The following is an 18,941-nucleotide window of genomic DNA, read 5'->3' as shown; positions in this document are numbered from 1 at the left end:
CGCGGGTTTTTTTCGCTCATTCAAAAGGTCTGCCTTCCCTGTGTGATGTCAATCACTATTCGCTTTTAACCATGTTTATATCTAAGAAAGTAGACAATCGTCGAATTTTCATCTTAAAGTCCAGGGTTCGGTACTAGACAAAACTAGCGCCTGGTTATCAAATGGTTAACCAATATTTCGCCGCATGTAAAAAATCGATCGGATACGTAACCGTTCGGCGTACATGCTGGTGTTTACAAGCACGACACATACCTTTCGGGAGAATTATGCAATCCTCTGTTAATCAAAAAGAGAGCCGAACCTTCTTCGGCCATCCTTATCCGCTCGGTTCGCTGTTCTTCACCGAGATGTGGGAGCGTTTCTCGTTTTACGGTATTCGCCCGCTATTGATCCTGTTTATGGCCGCCACCGTGTACGACGGGGGGATGGGCCTGGCGCGTGAAAACGCCTCGGCGATTGTCGGCATCTTCGCGGGCACCATGTACCTCGCCGCACTGCCGGGCGGCTGGCTGGCGGATAACTGGCTCGGCCAGCAGCGGGCCGTCTGGTACGGTTCGATTTTGATTGCGCTTGGGCACCTGTCGATTGCCCTGTCGGCCATTATGGGCGACAACATGTTCTTCATCGGCCTGATGTTCATCGTGCTCGGCTCCGGCCTGTTCAAGACCTGTATCTCGGTCATGGTCGGTACCCTCTACAAAAAGGGCGATGCGCGTCGTGACGGCGGTTTCTCGCTGTTCTATATGGGCATCAACATGGGCTCGTTCATTGCCCCTCTGATTTCCGGCTGGCTGATTAAAACCCACGGCTGGCACTGGGGCTTTGGTATCGGCGGTATCGGGATGCTGGTCGCCCTGATTATCTTCCGCGTGTTTGCCGTTCCGGCCATGAAGCGCTACGACAGCGAAGTCGGTCTGGACTCCACCTGGAACAGTCCAGTAGTGAAACGTAACGGCGTGGGTGCCTGGCTGCTGGCGCTGGCTGTGGGTGTTGCAATCATCGTCACGTTGATTGCCCAGGGCGTGATTGTGATTAATCCGGTCGCGGTGGCCAGCGTGCTGGTATATGTGATTGCCGCCTCCGTCGCGCTCTACTTCATCTACCTGTTCATCTTCGCCGGGCTGAATCGCAAAGAGCGCGCAAGGCTGCTGGTATGCTTTATTCTGCTGGTCTCCGCCGCGTTCTTCTGGTCCGCGTTCGAGCAGAAGCCAACCTCCTTCAACCTGTTCGCCAACGACTACACTAACCGCATGATCGGTGATTTTGAGATCCCGGCGGTGTGGTTCCAGTCGATTAATGCCCTGTTTATCATTCTGCTGGCACCGGTATTTAGCTGGGCATGGCCGAAGCTGGCGAGCAATAATATTCGCCCGAGCAGTATCACCAAGTTCGTGATCGGTATTTTGTGCGCGGCGGCGGGCTTCGGCCTGATGATGCTGGCGGCACAGAACGTGCTGAGCAACGGTGGAGCAGGGGTTTCTCCGTTCTGGCTGGTGGGCAGTATCCTGATGCTGACGCTCGGGGAACTGTGCCTGAGTCCGATTGGTCTGGCAACCATGACCCTGCTGGCGCCGGAAAGAATGCGCGGTCAGATGATGGGCCTGTGGTTCTGCGCCAGTGCGCTGGGTAACCTGGCTGCGGGCCTGATTGGTGGTCACGTGAAGGCCGACCAGCTGGATATGCTGCCAGACCTCTTTGCCCGTTGCTCCATCGCGCTGTTGATTTGTGCTGCGGTGCTGATCGTCCTCATTGTTCCGGTGCGTCGCATGCTGGAAAATGTGCAGACAAAACCGGCTACCGAAGCCTGATACTATTCAGCCTGCCGGGGCAGTTATCCAGCCCCGGCCCAACTCAACAGGAGAGAGCATGTCGATAACCTGTCCGGATTGCCACGCAGCGCTCGAGCCGCAAAACGGTATCGCGCACTGCGACAGCTGCAATAACGATATTCCCCTCGAAGCGCGCTGCCCTGACTGCCATCAACCGCTTCAGGTACTCAAGGCCTGCGGTGCGGTGGATTACTTTTGCCAGAACGGCCACGGTCTTATTTCTAAAAAACGCGTGGAGTTTGTTCGGGCTGAAGGTTAATCGCACACGCAGCCTTCACCTTTCTGCCACAGTTCCACCAGCGACTCGGGTGCTTCCTGCTCGGGTACCAGCACGATGATATCGGCGTAGTGCGCCTGATTTTGGCCGGTCCAGATAATCTGGATGCGGAAATAGCGCTGGTCACCGCTGCCGGGGGAAGAGGCTTGCCCGGGCGGCTGGCCGCGCGGGAAAGCCTGCTCCAGAATGCTCACCAGGCGCTGCCGCTGGGCCTCATTAAGCGAGGAGAGCGCAATGGTGCGCTGGCCGCTCAGCTTAGGGATAAAAGCGACGCCGCCTTCCCGGGCCAGCTCAACCACGGCGTCATCCGTCAGTTCCGGAACCTGCATTACAGCACTCCTACCTGTTCCCAGGCTTGTTTTATAGCCGCCCCAACGTCGCTACCGGAGCGTTTCTCGCCGTGCGCTATCGTCAGTTTTGCAAAGGCATCAAAATCCGCATCCTGCGCCAGGTTGCGATCGCAAACCGTGTCGTACCAGGCATAACCCGCTTTTTCCCAGGCGTAGCCACCGATCGCCGTTGCGGCCAGGTAAAACGCGCGGTTGGGGATACCGGAGTTAAGGTGTACGCCGCCGTTATCCTCGCGCGTTTTGATGAAATCTTTCATATGCCCGGGCTGCGGATCTTTACCGAGCAGCGGATCGTTATAGGCCGTGCCGGGTTCAGACATGGAGCGAAGCCCTTTCCCGTTGATGCCCTCCGCCAGCAGCCCTTCACCAATCAGCCAGTCTGCTTTATCGGCGGTTTGCTTAAGATGGTATTGCTTCACCAGCGAACCGAACACGTCGGATAACGACTCGTTCAGCGCGCCCGATTGTTCAAAGTAGATGAGTCCGGCTTCGGTCTCCGTCACGCCGTGGCTAAGCTCATGCGCTACCACGTCGATGGCAATGGTAAAGCGGTTGAAGATTTCCCCGTCGCCATCGCCAAAGACCATCTGCTGGCCGTTCCAGAAGGCGTTTTGATACTCACGGCCATAGTGCACGGTGCCGGTGAGGATCAGCCCTTTGTTATCGAGCGAATCGCGCTGATACTCCTTCCAGAAGAAATCATGGGTAATACCCAGATAATCGTACGCTTCATCCACCGCCACATCTCCGTTGGAGGGCTGGCCTTCATAGCGTACCTGGGTACCCGGCAGCTCCTGGGTCTGTTTCGCATCGTAGATGTCACGCTCAAGCTGACCGGCTTTATTCACATGCGGCGCGGCGGGTTTGCCCGGCATATGGGCCATCAGCGTCTGGACGTGGGTTAAGGTCTGACGGGCGCAGCGCTGCTGCGGCTCAGAACCGCTTTCGATAATACGGCGAAGAATATACGGAGGGATGACGCTATGTAGATGGGGCATGCTGCTCTCCTTATTAAAAAAGGCAATAGCAGCAGTATAGTTTGTAACCGGCGAAGATTTATCCGCTTTTACGCTGACGCGTTTTTTTCACCGGTTTGATCTCTTTCACTTCACTCTCGACCCAGCCGTCAGAAAGACGGGTGGTGAGCACATCCCCTGCTTTAACCTGCTTCGTCTGCTTCAGCACTTTGCCGTCCGTCGCGGTGGTCACGCTATAGCCGCGGGCCAGCGTGGAGAGTGGGCTGACGGCTTCCAGATGGGTGACCGCATTGCCAAAACGCTCGCGGGTGGCGCTCAGGCGTGAGCGGATATTTTCCGCGAGGCGGAACTCAAGCTGCTGGATCCGCGTTTGTGCGCGATAAATCTTTGGCTGCGGATTCTGCTGGTTCAGACGCTGAGTCGTGCGCTGCTGGCGCGATATCGCTTTCTTAAGCTGGTTATCCAGCGCGAAGTTCATCCGCTGACGCAGACGCTCCAGTACGGTTTGCTGACGCGCCAGACGCAATTGCGGATGCTGCTGTTGCAGACGATGATGAAGCTGGGTAAAGCGGCGGGTACGGTTGGCGAGGAAGTAGTCCATCGCCATCTCCAGGCGCTGCTGCCCGTTCTGGATCTGGCGCAGCAGCTCCTGCTGATTACGGCTGACCACCTCTGCCGCCGCGGACGGCGTGGGCGCGCGTAAATCCGCGACAAAATCGGCTATCGTCACATCCGTTTCATGGCCGACGGCGCTCACCACAGGGATAAGGCTGGCAAAGATTGCCCGCGCCACGCGCTCGTCGTTAAAGCTCCACAGGTCTTCCAGCGAGCCGCCGCCGCGCCCGACGATCAGGACATCGCACTCCTGACGCGCATTCGCCAGCTCAATCGCGCGCACGATCTGCCCCGGCGCATCGTCACCCTGAACGGCAGTTGGGTAGATAATGACGGGCAGGGAAGGGTCACGGCGCTTCAGGACGTGCAAAATATCGTGCAGCGCCGCGCCGGTTTTCGAGGTGATAACTCCAACACAGTGGGCAGGTGAGGGCAGGGGCTTTTTAAACTGCTGGTCAAACAATCCCTCAGCCGAAAGCATGGCTTTTAACTGCTCGTACTTCTGCTGCAACAAGCCTTCACCGGCGGGCTGCATGCTCTCGACGATAATCTGATAATCGCCGCGCGGCTCATACAAGGTAATGTTGGCACGAACCAGAACCTGCTGGCCATGCTGAGGGCGGAACGTCACGCGACGATTGCTGTTGCGGAACATCGCGCAGCGCACCTGAGCGGTGTCATCTTTTAGCGTAAAGTACCAATGACCGGAAGCAGGCTGCGTGAAGTTAGAGATTTCACCGCTGATCCAGACCTGTCCCATTTCCTGCTCAAGCAGCAAACGCACCGTCTGATTAAGGCGGCTGACAGTATAAATTGAGGGGGATTGAGAGGATAACATGTGAGCGGGATCAAATTCTAAATCAGCAAGTTATTCAGTCGATAGTAACCTGCTGAGAGGCGATCGCAAGCATTTTTTTCAAAAAAGTGTAGATGCAATCGGTTACGCTCTGTATAATGCCACGGCAATATTTAACCACCCAGGTCAGAGATATTGCCCATGCTACGTATCGCTAAAGAAGCACTGACGTTTGACGACGTCCTCCTCGTTCCCGCTCATTCCACCGTTCTGCCGAATACTGCCGACCTCAGCACGCAGTTGACGAAAACCATTCGTCTGAACATTCCTATGCTCTCCGCAGCAATGGACACCGTGACTGAAGCGCGTCTGGCTATCGCTTTGGCACAGGAAGGCGGCATTGGCTTTATCCACAAAAACATGTCTATCGAGCGTCAGGCGGAAGAAGTTCGCCGCGTGAAGAAACATGAATCCGGTATCGTGTCCGATCCTCAGACCGTTCTGCCAACCACCACCCTGCACGAAGTGAAAGCGCTAACCGAGCGTAACGGCTTTGCAGGTTACCCGGTTGTGACCGAAGACAACGAGCTGGTGGGCATCATCACCGGTCGTGATGTGCGTTTCGTGACTGACCTGAACCAGCCTGTCAGCGTCTATATGACGCCAAAAGAGCGCCTGGTGACCGTTCGCGAAGGCGAAACCCGCGACGTGGTGCTGGCGAAAATGCACGAAAAACGTGTTGAGAAAGCGCTGGTTGTGGATGCGAACTTCCACCTGCGTGGCATGATCACCGTTAAAGATTTCCAGAAAGCAGAACGTAAACCGAACGCCTGTAAAGACGAGCATGGCCGTCTGCGCGTCGGCGCTGCGGTTGGCGCGGGCGCAGGTAACGAAGAGCGCGTTGACGCGCTGGTTGCCGCGGGCGTTGACGTGCTGCTGATTGACTCCTCACATGGCCACTCCGAAGGCGTTCTACAACGTATTCGTGAAACCCGTGCTAAATACCCGGATCTCCAGATCATCGGCGGTAACGTGGCTACGGGCGCAGGTGCTCGCGCGCTGGCGGAAGCCGGTTGCAGCGCGGTGAAAGTGGGTATCGGCCCTGGCTCTATCTGTACTACCCGTATCGTCACCGGCGTGGGCGTTCCGCAGATCACCGCGGTGTCTGACGCGGTTGAAGCGCTGGAAGGCACCGGTATTCCGGTTATCGCGGACGGCGGTATCCGCTTCTCTGGCGACATCGCCAAAGCGATCGCCGCAGGTGCCGCAGCCGTGATGGTGGGCTCCATGCTGGCCGGTACCGAAGAATCCCCGGGCGAAATCGAACTCTACCAGGGCCGTTCTTACAAATCCTACCGCGGTATGGGCTCCCTGGGCGCGATGTCCAAAGGTTCCTCCGACCGTTACTTCCAGACCGATAACGCCGCTGACAAACTGGTACCGGAAGGCATCGAAGGCCGCGTGGCCTATAAAGGCCGTCTGAAAGAGATCATCCACCAGCAGATGGGCGGCCTGCGTTCCTGTATGGGACTGACCGGCTGTGGTACCATTGACCTGCTGCGTACCAAAGCGGAATTCGTACGCATCAGCGGTGCGGGTATCCAGGAGAGCCACGTGCACGACGTGACGATCACCAAAGAGTCCCCGAACTACCGTCTGGGATCATGATTTTCTTCGCCCGACCTCGTGTCGGGCGATTTATTTAATCTGTTTCACTTGCCTCGGAATTAGCGTCAATGACGGAAAACATTCATAAACATCGCATCCTCATCCTCGATTTTGGTTCTCAGTACACTCAACTGGTGGCGCGTCGCGTGCGTGAGCTGGGCGTATACTGTGAGCTGTGGGCGTGGGATGTCACGGAAGCACAGATTCGCGAGTTCAATCCAAGCGGCATCATCCTGTCCGGCGGCCCGGAGAGCACCACCGAAGCGAACAGCCCGCGCGCGCCGCAGTACGTATTCGAAGCTGGCGTACCGGTGTTCGGCGTGTGCTACGGCATGCAGACTATGGCGATGCAGCTGGGCGGCCACGTAGAAGGCTCTAACGAGCGTGAGTTCGGCTACGCGCAGGTTGAAGTCGTCACCGACAGCGCGCTGGTGCGCGGTATCGAAGACTCCCTGACCGCAGACGGCAAACCGCTGCTGGACGTGTGGATGAGCCACGGCGACAAAGTCACCGCTATCCCGTCGGACTTCGTGACCGTAGCCAGCACCGAAAGCTGCCCGTTCGCGATTATGGCGAACGAAGAAAAACGCTTCTACGGCGTGCAGTTCCACCCGGAAGTGACTCACACCCGTCAGGGTATGCGCATGCTGGAGCGCTTCGTGCGTGATATCTGCCAGTGTGAAGCCCTGTGGACCCCGGCAAAAATCATCGACGACGCCGTGGAGCGTATCCGCCAGCAGGTTGGTGATGACAAAGTGATCCTCGGCCTCTCCGGCGGCGTGGACTCCTCCGTGACCGCGATGCTGCTGCACCGCGCCATCGGCAAAAACCTGACCTGCGTCTTCGTGGACAACGGCCTGCTGCGTCTGAACGAAGCCCAGCAGGTCATGGACATGTTCGGCGACCACTTCGGTCTGAACATCGTTCACGTGGAAGGCGAGCAGCGCTTCTTGGACGCGCTGAAAGGCGAGAACGATCCGGAAGCGAAACGTAAAATCATCGGCCGCGTATTCGTGGAAGTGTTCGACGAAGAAGCGCTGAAGCTGGAAGACGTGAAATGGCTGGCGCAGGGTACTATCTACCCTGACGTGATCGAGTCTGCGGCCTCCGCGACCGGTAAAGCGCACGTTATCAAATCTCACCACAACGTGGGCGGCCTGCCGAAAGAGATGAAGATGGGCCTGGTTGAACCACTGCGTGAGCTGTTCAAAGACGAAGTGCGTAAGATCGGTCTGGAGCTGGGGCTGCCGTACGACATGCTCTACCGTCACCCATTCCCGGGCCCGGGCCTCGGCGTACGCGTGCTGGGCGAAGTGAAGAAAGAGTACTGCGACCTGCTGCGTCGTGCGGACGCGATCTTCATTGAAGAGCTGCACAAGGCTGACCTGTACAACAAGGTTAGCCAGGCGTTCACCGTGTTCCTGCCGGTTCGCTCCGTCGGCGTGATGGGCGATGGCCGCAAGTACGACTGGGTTGTCTCCCTGCGTGCTGTGGAAACCATCGACTTCATGACCGCGCACTGGGCGCACCTGCCGTATGACTTCTTAGGCCGCGTGTCTAACCGCATCATCAACGAAGTGAACGGCATTTCCCGCGTGGTGTATGACATCAGCGGCAAGCCACCGGCGACGATCGAGTGGGAATGATTTCGCGTCTGGCTACAGCCTGTAGTTAAATGCAGTAAAGTATCTCTAAGCCCGCGTAACTGCGGGCTTTTTTGTTTTTTATGTCTGGCACTTTCTGGCAGCGTTAGCAACGAAGAGCATAATTTCAGAACGCACTGTGGCGCAGAAAGTAACAGAAATTTATGCTGTTGGCCTCTCGTACCATGAATCAGAGAATTGGATATTCCCATCTACAATACGCCATGTGATTTTTTCATATTGCATAGAGACGGATTCCATATGATTTAACTTATCATTGCCTGATAATTTAACATTGGGCACACCACAATTAACACCCGTTATTTTTACATTTTCCATTAATACGGTGTAATAACACACCTCCTGGCCCGCATCATTGATATGATAAAATTTTACTTCTGCACTTTTTAATGTTTGCCCTGTAGCTGCTGCTTTGTAGAGATAGGGACTGGAACTGTCGACTTCTTTTTCAAAATTAAATGATGAATGTTGGCGTGTTCCGGTGATCTTTCCATTGGCAGTATCGACGGGAAGGTTAACACCATGACCCATACTGATTACCTCGATAGAGCCCTCACGATCCTGAACATCTACAGAGCCTTTGATATCTGCACCACCATCATCTTTTAGCCAAAGATAGGGAGGGATAGGCATTTTATTTACTCCTTATTAGTTTAATTAACTTCATTGTTATGATGTAGAAAAAGATAGAGGTAAGAGTGTTGAATGAAATTAATACATAATCATAACTATAATAGATATCTTCGGGTGTTGGGTTGTTGCTAATTAAATAGGAAATTCTAATAGCTGTTTCGTGACTTATTAATGGATGTTCAGTTAAGTAGCAAACATCTAACCATGAAACAATAGCGAATATGCCGATGAAAAGAACCATTCTAACAGAACTAAGGACAAGTTTTCTGATAACCACCAATAATGACCTCAATTGTTCCATAGGATTCTAAATCAAGACCTTTAACCTTTGCTGTCTTTGTTCTTAATAGTGCGTTTCTTAATCTATTGTAATCTGATTGGCTTGGTAAAGTTATACACCCTTCTGATACCTGACCGGGATGTAGCCTAAATCCACCTCTGGCTACGCTTTTGTAAAATGTAGAATCATCTATATTCCCATCGTCGCGAAATAAAGCAAACCATTCAGAATGATCAACATGATAACTAAAAGTGCTTTTATATGTATCGACTCCCCAGGCTCTAAATCTGTTAGCCATACTTCCTTTAGGCCTGTCTACTATATAATATTTACCTTTTGGTAGCGGTCCAACGTTAGGAATGATGCCACATGCTCCTTTGTTTCTGTATGCACCGTTACCAGAAAAAGCCATAAAGACTCCAACACCATCAAATTCAAGTGGTGAGTAATCAGCATCATTTATAATAAACTTTCCATGCAAAGTCATGTATCTCTCTTTTCTTTATAGATGCTTATGAAAATTATCTGCATATAGTGCGTGTATTTTTAAAATAAAATATACATAAAGTGCGCATTTAATTATTTTACTCTAAAAAAGGTTGGCTTGCCTTTGGAAAGTAGATCTATATCAATTTTACAGCTACACCCGATAGTAGATCGTTTTAAGGGATGTGTTCATAAAAATATAAAGTGAAGTTCCACAGATAATCCCGACAAAAATCATCCCTACAGTTGTGCTCGGAACCTCGACGTAACGAGATTAAGGACAATATATAAGAAAGCCGATTATCGAGAATAGCGTAAAGCCAAAATGCAAGGACTGAGCTGATATGATTGAGTAGGAATAAGCCCGTAAACCTTTCTGCACGTCATAAGCAGTTAAGACTGATAAACCCCCCTTTTACAGAGGGTTTTTCTTTTGTAACTGATATCCGAACGGGACGTGAATTATTGGCTCATCTGTCGGGATCCACGGCAGCCGATACTGCGTCGCCATGCCCCTGGCGCCTGACCATACTGACGCTTAAAGCTGCGGTTGAAGGACTGCTGAGAGTCAAAGCCCAGCGCGATCGCCACGTTCAGAATCGGTTCATCGCTTTGGGCTAAGCGCTCAACCGATTTTTGCAGCTTTTGCGCGCGAATATATTCGGCGAGAGGGGAGCCGGTATGTTCTTTGAAGATCCGCTGGAGATGCCATTTCGAATAGCCGGCTCGCCTGGAGACGGTTTCAATGTCCAGGCGGCTATCAAGGTTGTTGTCGATCCAGTCGAGCAAATCGTGAATGAATGCACCCGTGTTCATCTTGCTTCCCCCTACGCCACGCATTAAAAGCATCTTTGTTTGTTGCACTTAAAGGTGGCCCGTTTTGATATTAATTGCAAGTTTTATTGTTACATTTAAATCCCTTCTCAAAACCCGTGATTTACCTTCGCCGCAAATAGCACATAAAGTGCAACAATTATTCTTGCACTTAATTAAGCGCCTTCCTACAATCGCCGCGATAGTGTATTCGCAACTGTTACAGTTTTGTGGCGATGAACGACACAAATGGCCTTAAGCCAGACCGGACAAAGGAAGTGGCGCGGCGCCTCCCGCTGCGTCTTGCCCGGCGGCTACAATAACCGGAATAAAAATAATGAGCCTGCAAAAAACCTGGGGTTACTTTCATCTGAGCGCGACGGGGGTGGTTTTACTCTCCGCGCTTCTCGTCGGGTGCGATGACAGCGTCGCGCAAAATGCCGCACCGCAAGCGCCCGTCGTCAGCGCAGCTGACGTGGTGGTGAAATCCATTAGCCAGTGGGACAGCTTTAACGGTCGCATTGAAGCGGTGGAAAGCGTTCAGCTGCGCCCACGCGTCTCCGGCTACATTGATAAAGTGAATTACACCGATGGCCAGGAGGTGAAAAAGGGCGAGGTGTTGTTCACGATTGATGACCGAACCTATCGCGCGGCGCTGGAACAGGCGCAGGCGAACCTGGCGAGAGCCAAAACGCAGGCCAGCCTGGCGCGAAGCGAGGCTAACCGTACCGATAAATTAGTCAATACCAACGTGGTATCCCGTGAAGAGTGGGAGCAGCGCCGTTCCGCTGCTACCCAGGCACAGGCCGATATTCGCGCGGCGCAGGCGGCGGTTGATGCCGCGCAGCTCAACCTCGACTTCACCAAAGTGACCGCGCCTATCGACGGTCGCGCCAGCCGGGCGCTGATCACTAGCGGTAACCTGGTGACTGCGGGTGACAGCGCCAGCGTGCTCACCACCCTGGTCTCACAGAAGACGGTTTACGTCTACTTCGATGTGGACGAGTCCACCTATCTTCACTATCAGAACCTGGCCCGCAGCGGGCAGGGGGCGTCCAGTCACCACACGGCGCTGCCGGTGGAGATTGGTCTGACGGGTGAGGAGGGCTATCCCCATCAGGGCAAAGTGGATTTCCTGGATAACCAGCTCACGCCGAGTACCGGTACAATCCGCATGCGTGCGCTGCTGGACAACTCACAGCGTCAGTTCACGCCGGGACTCTTCGCACGCGTGCGCCTGCCGGGCAGTGCGGAATTTAAAGCCACGCTTGTTGACGATAAGGCGGTGCTGACCGATCAGGATCGTAAGTATGTTTATGTCGTTGATAAAGACGGGAAAGCGCAGCGCCGCGATATTACGCCGGGGCGTCTGGCCGACGGTTTACGTATCGTACAGCAGGGGCTGAAACCCGGGGATAAAGTCATCGTCGATGGTTTACAAAAAGTGTTTATGCCGGGTATGCCGGTTAACGCGAAAACCGTTGCCATGACCGCCAGCGCCGCCCTCAACTGATCCCTTACCTGAGAATCCAATCCATGGACTTTTCCCGTTTTTTCATCGACAGGCCGATTTTTGCCGCCGTACTGTCGATTCTGATTTTTATCACAGGATTAATCGCCATCCCGCTGCTGCCGGTGAGCGAATATCCTGATGTCGTGCCGCCAAGCGTGCAGGTGCGCGCCGAGTACCCGGGCGCCAACCCGAAAGTGATTGCCGAAACCGTGGCGACGCCGCTGGAAGAGGCGATCAACGGCGTTGAAAACATGATGTACATGAAATCCGTCGCGGGCTCCGATGGCGTGCTGGTGACTACCGTCACCTTCCGTCCGGGTACCGACCCGGATCAGGCGCAGGTACAGGTGCAAAACCGCGTCGCACAGGCCGAGGCACGTCTGCCGGAAGACGTTCGGCGTCTGGGCATCACGACTCAGAAACAGTCGCCAACGCTGACGCTGGTGGTGCATCTCTTTTCGCCTGGCGGTAAGTACGATTCACTGTATATGCGTAACTACGCCACGCTGAAGGTGAAGGACGAGCTGGCGCGTCTGCCCGGCGTGGGTCAGATCCAGATTTTCGGCTCGGGTGAATACGCGATGCGCGTCTGGCTGGATCCAAACAAGGTGGCGGCGCGCGGACTGACGGCCTCGGACGTGGTGACGGCGATGCAGGAGCAAAACGTACAGGTATCCGCCGGGCAGCTTGGCGCCGAGCCGCTGCCGAAAGAGAGCGATTTCCTGATCTCCATTAACGCCCAGGGCCGTCTGCATACCGAAGAAGAGTTTGGCAATATTGTCCTGAAAACAACGCAGGACGGTACGGTCGTCCGCCTGCGCGACGTGGCGCGTATCGAGATGGGTTCCGGCAGCTATGCGCTGCGCTCCCAGCTGAACAATAAAGACGCGGTCGGGATTGGTATCTTCCAGTCGCCGGGGGCAAACGCCATCGATCTGTCTAACGCGGTGCGCGCCAAAATGGACGAACTGTCCACGCGATTCCCGGACGATATGAAGTGGGCGGCACCTTACGACCCAACGGTATTTGTGCGCGACTCGATCCGTGCGGTTGTACAAACGCTGCTGGAAGCGGTGGTGCTGGTCGTGCTGGTGGTGATCCTGTTCCTGCAAACCTGGCGCGCGTCGATCATCCCGCTGATCGCGGTGCCGGTATCGGTCGTGGGTACCTTCAGCATTCTTTACCTGCTGGGCTTCTCGCTGAATACCCTGAGCCTGTTCGGGCTGGTGCTGGCCATCGGTATCGTGGTGGATGATGCCATCGTGGTGGTGGAGAACGTCGAGCGAAATATCGAAGAGGGGCTCGCCCCGCTTGCGGCGGCGCATCAGGCGATGCGTGAAGTGTCCGGGCCGATTATTGCCATTGCGCTGGTGCTGTGTGCAGTGTTTGTGCCGATGGCGTTCCTCTCTGGCGTGACCGGCCAGTTCTACAAACAGTTTGCGGTAACGATAGCCATTTCCACGGTGATCTCCGCGATCAACTCGCTGACGCTTTCTCCGGCGCTGGCCGCGCTGCTGTTGAAGCCGCATGGTGCCCCGAAAGATTTCCCGACCCGGCTTATCGATCGTCTGTTCGGCTGGATTTTCCGTCCGTTTAACCGCTTTTTCCATCGCAGCTCGACCGGCTATCAGGGACTGGTAGGGAAAACGCTTGGCCGACGCGGTGCAGTGTTTGCGGTTTATTTGCTGCTGCTTTGTGCCGCGGGTGTGATGTTTAAAGTCGTACCCGGCGGGTTTATTCCGACGCAGGATAAGCTGTACCTGATCGGCGGCGTGAAAATGCCGGAAGGCTCGTCGCTGGCGCGTACCGATGCGGTGATCCGCAAAATGAGCGAGATCGGGATGAATACCGAAGGTGTGGATTATGCGGTCGCGTTTCCTGGCCTGAACGCGCTCCAGTTCACCAATACGCCGAACACCGGGACGGTCTTCTTTGGCCTGAAGCCGTTCGACCAGCGTAAACATACTGCGGCGGAAATTAACGCGGAGATCAATGCGAAAATCGCGCAAATCCAGCAGGGCTTTGGCTTCTCGATTCTGCCGCCGCCGATTTTAGGGCTGGGTCAAGGGTCCGGTTATTCCCTGTATATTCAGGATCGTGCTGGTCTGGGCTATGGCGCGCTGCAAAACGCGGTGAACACCATGTCCGGGGCGATTATGCAGACGCCGGGGATGCATTTCCCCATCTCAACCTACCAGGCTAACGTTCCGCAGCTGGATGTGCAGGTTGACCGTGATAAAGCGAAAGCGCAGGGCGTATCGCTTACCGATCTTTTCGGCACGCTGCAAACCTATCTGGGCTCGTCATATGTAAACGACTTTAACCAGTTTGGACGGACCTGGCGCGTAATGGCACAGGCCGACGGGCAGTTCCGCGACAGCGTGGAAGATATCGCGAATTTACGCACACGCAATGACCAGGGCGAAATGGTGCCGATTGGCAGTATGGTGAAAATCACGACCACCTACGGGCCGGACCCGGTGATCCGCTACAATGGTTACCCGGCGGCGGATCTTATTGGTGATGCTGACCCGCGCGTGCTCTCTTCCGCGCAGGCGATGACGCAACTGGACGCCATGTCTAAGCAGATCCTGCCGAACGGGATGAATATTGAATGGACGGACCTGAGTTTCCAGCAGGCCACCCAGGGCAATACGGCGCTGATCGTCTTCCCGGTCGCGGTGCTGCTGGCGTTCCTGGTGCTGGCGGCGCTGTATGAAAGCTGGACGCTGCCGCTGGCGGTGATCCTTATCGTGCCGATGACGATGCTCTCCGCGCTGTTCGGCGTCTGGCTGACCGGGGGCGATAACAACGTCTTCGTGCAGGTGGGGCTGGTCGTGCTGATGGGGCTGGCCTGTAAAAACGCGATACTTATCGTGGAGTTTGCCCGCGAGCTGGAAATTCAGGGCAAAGGCATCATGGAGGCTGCGCTGGAGGCGTGCCGCCTGCGTTTACGCCCGATTGTAATGACCTCTATCGCCTTTATTGCCGGGACCATTCCACTGATCCTTGGTCACGGGGCAGGGGCAGAAGTCCGCGGCGTCACCGGGATCACCGTCTTCTCCGGGATGCTGGGCGTGACGCTGTTTGGTCTGTTCCTGACGCCGGTCTTTTACGTGACGCTGCGTAAGTTCGTGACGCGCGGCAAAGCGGAAAGAGAGGTGTTGCCTGCGTAGGACGTAGCAGATAACAAAAAGCCGCCTTCATTGTGAAGGCGGCTTTTTTTTCGCAATCCGTCAGGATTAAGGCGCTTTTTTATGCTGCGTACAGAGTTCCGGCACCGGATCGCACCCGCTGGTATCGGCTTTTTTCACCTCTTCCAGCGCGCTGGCGACGGTATGGCGCGCTAAAACCGCTAACGAAGCCTGCTCCGCTTCATCAGCGATTGATTTGAAGTACCAGCAGGCGTTGGCGCTGACCACACAGCGGGCCGGGACGTCAGGACGGGACGCCCACAGCTTTTTATCTTCAGTGACGGAAAGGTAGATATCACGCAGGGTGATCTCTTCAGCCGGGCGGCCAAGGTGAATAGAGCCGTTGCGGCCAAGCGTGGAGACGATAATGCCGTCCCGGGCGAGAGGAACCATTAATTTGCGGATAAAGCTCGGATTCGCTTCCAGGCCGTAAGCCAGGATTGCACTCGTCGAACGTTCACCCGATTGCTCCGCCATCGCTACGCTGAGAACCATCTGCAAAGCTGTCGGGAAGCGGTAATCTAACATTTTTCTGTCCTGGGTTGCGGTGAATCTTGTTCTTTTTGGCACCGCAGAGGTGAATAATCAGTAAGTAACAATATAACAAATACGGTAATTTTATTGAAGCAATCTGCGGCATACGTGAAGTAACGCTGCGCTGACACATGTCAGGACGTGTAGCGCCGAGTTTACGTTCATGCGAACGCCGGATTCGGGAAATCAACGGTCACCATAAGACCACCTTCGGCTGACGTACTCAGATTGACCCTGCCGTTGTGTTGCTGCGTAACGGCTTTGACGATGGCAAGCCCCAGTCCACTCCCGCTTTGGGTCTGATTAGGATCGCGGAAAAATCTGTCGAACACGCGCTCCCGCAGTTCAACCGGGATACCGGGGCCCGCGTCTGAGACGCGCAGCTGAGCGGACTTATCACGCGATTGCAGTTGTACCTCAATGCGTCCACCCTCAGGGCTGTACTTCACGGCATTCTCAATTAAATTGTCGATCAGCGACACCAGACGTTCCCGAATGCCTGCGACATGGATTTCATCGTCGGCGAAGAATTCAAACTCAATCCCGCGTGCCGATGCCAGCGGCTCCAGTGCGGCCATTCGCTCCTGAATAAGCGTTGTCAGCGGCACTGGCTCCATTTCCGTGTCGATGTGCGCTTCGCTGTGCTTCATCAGCAGAAGCTGATTGACGAGACGAGCAGCACGGCTATTGCTGCGAACAATGCCTGCAAGCAGCTCCTGCTGGCTTTCGCTGATGACCGAGGACTGAAGCGCCTCGACGTTGATTCGCATCGCGGCCAGCGGCGTACGCAGCTCGTGCGCGGCATCGGCAATAAACACCCTTTCCCTTTCGGCGCTTTCCCGCACCCTGGCGAGAAAGTCATTAATCGCGTCCACCGTCTGGCGCAGCTCCCTGTGCCTGGGAACGGCTTTTAAGGGAGAGAGATCGTCTGGCGTGCGCAATGAAATTTCATTCACTACCCTGTTCCAGGGGCGCATCGCGATGCGGATTGACAGCCACGCGGGAAACAGAAGAAAAGGGATGCATACCAGCAGCGGCATGACGTAATAGCCGCGCGAGTTCAGGTAGATAAAGAAATTCCAGCTGCCGGCCGGGGTGAAAAGGGTGACCTTCACGTCGGAGCGCGCAGATTTGAGCGTGCGGCTCGTCCAGGTGTGGTCTCCGGTCCGGACGCGCTGCATTTCCCCCAGGCGGCTATTTTTCACCTCCGTTGGCGCGCCACGCGAAGAAAAAATAATCTCATTATGCTTGCGAACGATCAGGTTGATAGCGAGTTCCGGATCTTCACCGCCGCCATACCCCTCCCGCAGCGCCTTGCTGAACGCGGCCAGCACCTCATTACGCGCCTGCGGCCTATCCTCCATGCTCTCAACCAGGGAAAAGAGGGTTTCGTAAGTCTCACTGCCCGTGAGTATTGGAGGGCTGCGCAGGTCCTCCAGCAAAATGAAGGTTAAAAAGAAACACCAGAGCAACGTAAGCAGCAGCATCTGGGCGACCAGCATTCGCCTGACCAGCGTAGGGAGCCTGAGGCGGTACCAAAAATTACGCATCAACCTGCCGCCTTCTGAACCGGTACGGTATCAATGACGTACCCTACGCCCCGCACCGTTCGCACAAAGCCATCGCCAATTTTTCGCCGCAGGTTACCCATATGCACGTCGAGCGCGTTGCTGAGATTTTCTTTCGTGCCGAATATCCTCTCTTCCAGATACCGCCGCGTAAGCACGCGATCGGCGCGCAGCATTAACGTTTCAAGCAGCGCATATTCGCTTGCCGTCAGCTCAACGTGGCGTGCGCTCACCGTTACGCGACGCGTCGGAATATGAAGCGACAAACCGCGAATTTCTATTGCCTCATTTTCAAAACCGTAACTGCGTCGCGCAAGGGCTCTCACGCGTGCCAGCAGCTCGGCGAGAACAAAAGGTTTGACCAGATAGTCGTCCGCGCCCGCGTCCAGCCCGCACAGGCGGTCCTGCAGCGTGCCTCGCGCCGTCAGGATAATGACGGGGATCCCCCGGAGCTGCTGACGCAGACGCGTCATCAGGCTCATGCCATCGCCATCGGGCAGCCCCAGGTCGAGCAGGATAAGCTCCGGCACGCAGAGCTCAAGCTGATGCAGCGCATCCTCTTTCCGGCGTACCCATATGACATCAAATCCTTGATCTGCAAGGGCGAAACGTACGCCGTTGCCGAGATCCAGGTCGTCTTCAATTAGTAGAATTTTCACAAAGGTAACGGTATCAGCAGTGGATGAAGAACAGCTTAAGAAAAAAACGGTATCAGGAAATCATTCAACTTTACAGAACCAGCACGTGCTTCAGCGTTTCTTCATTTTCGGCTCATAAGAACCTTAGGGAGGGTATTCAGAATGAGCGCGCTGGCGTTTAACACCGCTTGAATCGTAACCATCTGAATCCAAAAGGGCTTCTTTAATGAGAAACTGCAAACTGCGTCACAGGTTCCCCCGTTCACTCATCGGTCGCAGCGTGAAAAGCATCCTGTCGGGGGCCGTCCTGGCGTTACTGGCTACCCCGGCGCTGGCGGCCGGGCAGCGCCAGGACAACGTGTTAACCCTGGGGGGCGGCGTGGATGTTGCGCCACGCTATTCCGGTTCGGATAAGAGCCGCGTTACTGCGGCTCAGGTGGTTGATTACGCGATGGCAAATGGGTTCTTTATCAGTACCACCCGCGGGCTCGGCTACGGCAACCGCGTTGGCAACCTGGATTACAGCGCTGCGCTGAGCTATCGCGCAGGACGTAAGGATCGCGACGTAAGCAGCGATTCAATCGCCTCCGGCAGCGACTATCTGCGGGGGATGGGTGACGTCAAAGGCTCAGCCGTCGTTGTGCCGGGGCTGGGGTACAGGGTAACTGACTGGCTTAACGTGCAGCTGCAGGCTGAGGTCCCGGTTTCGGAAAGAGACAACGGTGAGGCTGTGCACTTCGGCATTGCCAGCCCGCTCTACACCTCTCCTGAAAACTCGGTGACGCTGGCGCTGACCGGCAGCTGGGGATCCAGCAAGTACATGCAAACGTACTACGGGGTCAGCGCCGCCCAGTCGGCCGCATCGGGATTTGCCCGACATGATGCCGGATCGGGCATATACGCCTATTCGCTGAACCTGGACTGGACCCATAAGCTCACCTCCCGCTGGAGCCTGCTTGCCGCAGCTGGCGTTACGCAGCTGACGGGAGAGGCGGGCGATAGCCCCATTGTTCAGCGAAAAACGTCTCCTGTGGGAAGTTTGAAGGTGACGTATAGCTTCTGATGGTTCAGTGAGGGCGAAGGCGCGTTTGTGACAAAACCGCACA

At 55.3% G+C, this 18,941-nt stretch carries 16 protein-coding genes; 7 read left to right on the top strand and 9 right to left on the bottom strand.

The features are described 5' to 3' along the window. Positions 1-266: 266 nt before the first annotated feature. Both BFV65_RS15085 and BFV65_RS15080 read left to right on the top strand, forming a co-directional pair. Positions 267-1,808 carry a peptide MFS transporter gene (locus BFV65_RS15085; protein ID WP_069596812.1) on the top strand — a complete coding sequence of 514 codons (1,542 nt, stop codon included), beginning with the start codon at positions 267-269 and terminating at the stop codon, positions 1,806-1,808. A gap of 58 nt (positions 1,809-1,866) precedes the next feature. After that, on the top strand, positions 1,867-2,088 hold the full coding sequence (locus BFV65_RS15080) for a zinc ribbon domain-containing protein (protein ID WP_023300707.1): 222 nt from the start codon (positions 1,867-1,869) through the stop codon (positions 2,086-2,088). Here BFV65_RS15080 and BFV65_RS15075 read toward each other — a convergent pair. The 3 genes from BFV65_RS15075 to xseA are packed head-to-tail and all read right to left on the bottom strand — an operon-like array spanning position 2,085 to position 4,886. Further along, on the bottom strand, positions 2,085-2,435 hold the full coding sequence (locus BFV65_RS15075; protein WP_006811517.1) for a protealysin inhibitor emfourin: 351 nt from the start codon (positions 2,433-2,435) through the stop codon (positions 2,085-2,087). The genes BFV65_RS15080 and BFV65_RS15075 overlap by 4 nt on opposite strands. Continuing rightward, positions 2,435-3,454 (bottom strand): M4 family metallopeptidase, encoded by a 1,020-nt coding sequence (locus tag BFV65_RS15070; RefSeq protein WP_023306696.1) that lies wholly within the window; start codon positions 3,452-3,454, stop codon positions 2,435-2,437. The genes BFV65_RS15075 and BFV65_RS15070 overlap by 1 nt, the downstream gene beginning before the upstream one ends. A gap of 58 nt (positions 3,455-3,512) precedes the next feature. Then, positions 3,513-4,886 carry an exodeoxyribonuclease VII large subunit gene (gene xseA / locus BFV65_RS15065; protein ID WP_045621484.1) on the bottom strand — a complete coding sequence of 458 codons (1,374 nt, stop codon included), beginning with the start codon at positions 4,884-4,886 and terminating at the stop codon, positions 3,513-3,515. Positions 4,887-5,045: 159 nt separating this feature from the next. Here xseA and guaB point away from each other — a divergent pair, with 159 nt between their 5' ends. Together guaB and guaA are read left to right on the top strand one after the other, a co-directional pair. Then, complete coding sequence (guaB, locus tag BFV65_RS15060) at positions 5,046-6,512, top strand: IMP dehydrogenase (protein ID WP_003860601.1); 1,467 nt, start codon at positions 5,046-5,048, stop codon at positions 6,510-6,512. A 68-nt stretch (positions 6,513-6,580) separates the two neighbouring features. Further along, positions 6,581-8,158, top strand: coding sequence for a glutamine-hydrolyzing GMP synthase (gene guaA / locus BFV65_RS15055; RefSeq protein WP_023300703.1), 1,578 nt, complete (start codon positions 6,581-6,583; stop codon positions 8,156-8,158). A 159-nt stretch (positions 8,159-8,317) separates the two neighbouring features. Here the strand turns inward: guaA and BFV65_RS15050 are convergent, their stop codons facing one another. The 3 genes from BFV65_RS15050 to BFV65_RS15045 all read right to left on the bottom strand — a co-directional run bounded on the left by BFV65_RS15050 (position 8,318) and on the right by BFV65_RS15045 (position 10,391). Next, positions 8,318-8,809 (bottom strand): Hcp family type VI secretion system effector, encoded by a 492-nt coding sequence (locus BFV65_RS15050; RefSeq protein WP_023300702.1) that lies wholly within the window; start codon positions 8,807-8,809, stop codon positions 8,318-8,320. A gap of 251 nt (positions 8,810-9,060) precedes the next feature. Further along, positions 9,061-9,576 (bottom strand): DUF2778 domain-containing protein, encoded by a 516-nt coding sequence (locus BFV65_RS22555; protein WP_023300701.1) that lies wholly within the window; start codon positions 9,574-9,576, stop codon positions 9,061-9,063. A gap of 461 nt (positions 9,577-10,037) precedes the next feature. Beyond that, the gene (locus tag BFV65_RS15045; RefSeq protein WP_006811509.1) at positions 10,038-10,391 is read right to left on the bottom strand and encodes a helix-turn-helix domain-containing protein; all 354 of its coding nucleotides are present in this window, start codon (positions 10,389-10,391) and stop codon (positions 10,038-10,040) included. 334 nt (positions 10,392-10,725) lie between these two features. On the opposite strand from BFV65_RS15045, the gene BFV65_RS15040 reads away from it, so the two are divergent. Further along, the gene (locus BFV65_RS15040) at positions 10,726-11,901 is read left to right on the top strand and encodes a multidrug efflux RND transporter periplasmic adaptor subunit OqxA (RefSeq protein ID WP_045308556.1); all 1,176 of its coding nucleotides are present in this window, start codon (positions 10,726-10,728) and stop codon (positions 11,899-11,901) included. Positions 11,902-11,924: 23 nt separating this feature from the next. Next, positions 11,925-15,077 (top strand): multidrug efflux RND transporter permease subunit OqxB, encoded by a 3,153-nt coding sequence (gene oqxB / locus BFV65_RS15035; RefSeq protein WP_023300700.1) that lies wholly within the window; start codon positions 11,925-11,927, stop codon positions 15,075-15,077. Positions 15,078-15,143: 66 nt separating this feature from the next. Here oqxB and BFV65_RS15030 read toward each other — a convergent pair whose 3' ends face one another. The 3 genes from BFV65_RS15030 to BFV65_RS15020 all read right to left on the bottom strand — a co-directional run bounded on the left by BFV65_RS15030 (position 15,144) and on the right by BFV65_RS15020 (position 17,856). Continuing rightward, entirely contained in the window at positions 15,144-15,623 is a 480-nt protein-coding gene (locus BFV65_RS15030; RefSeq protein WP_003860591.1) for an efflux pump transcriptional repressor OqxR, read from the bottom strand. Between the two features lie 167 nt (positions 15,624-15,790). Continuing rightward, positions 15,791-17,179, bottom strand: a complete 1,389-nt coding sequence (locus BFV65_RS15025) for a sensor histidine kinase (RefSeq protein ID WP_069596811.1) — start codon at positions 17,177-17,179, stop codon at positions 15,791-15,793. Beyond that, positions 17,179-17,856, bottom strand: a complete 678-nt coding sequence (locus BFV65_RS15020) for a response regulator (RefSeq protein ID WP_038416495.1) — start codon at positions 17,854-17,856, stop codon at positions 17,179-17,181. The genes BFV65_RS15025 and BFV65_RS15020 overlap by 1 nt, the downstream gene beginning before the upstream one ends. A gap of 205 nt (positions 17,857-18,061) precedes the next feature. Between BFV65_RS15020 and BFV65_RS15015 the strand changes: the two genes are divergently transcribed. After that, on the top strand, positions 18,062-18,898 hold the full coding sequence (locus tag BFV65_RS15015; protein WP_058676992.1) for a MipA/OmpV family protein: 837 nt from the start codon (positions 18,062-18,064) through the stop codon (positions 18,896-18,898). Positions 18,899-18,941: the final 43 nt, after the last annotated feature.

This window comes from Enterobacter hormaechei subsp. hoffmannii, assembly GCF_001729745.1.
Taxonomy (GTDB): domain Bacteria; phylum Pseudomonadota; class Gammaproteobacteria; order Enterobacterales; family Enterobacteriaceae; genus Enterobacter; species Enterobacter intestinihominis.
This window is presented reverse-complemented; position numbering and strand designations above follow the sequence as displayed.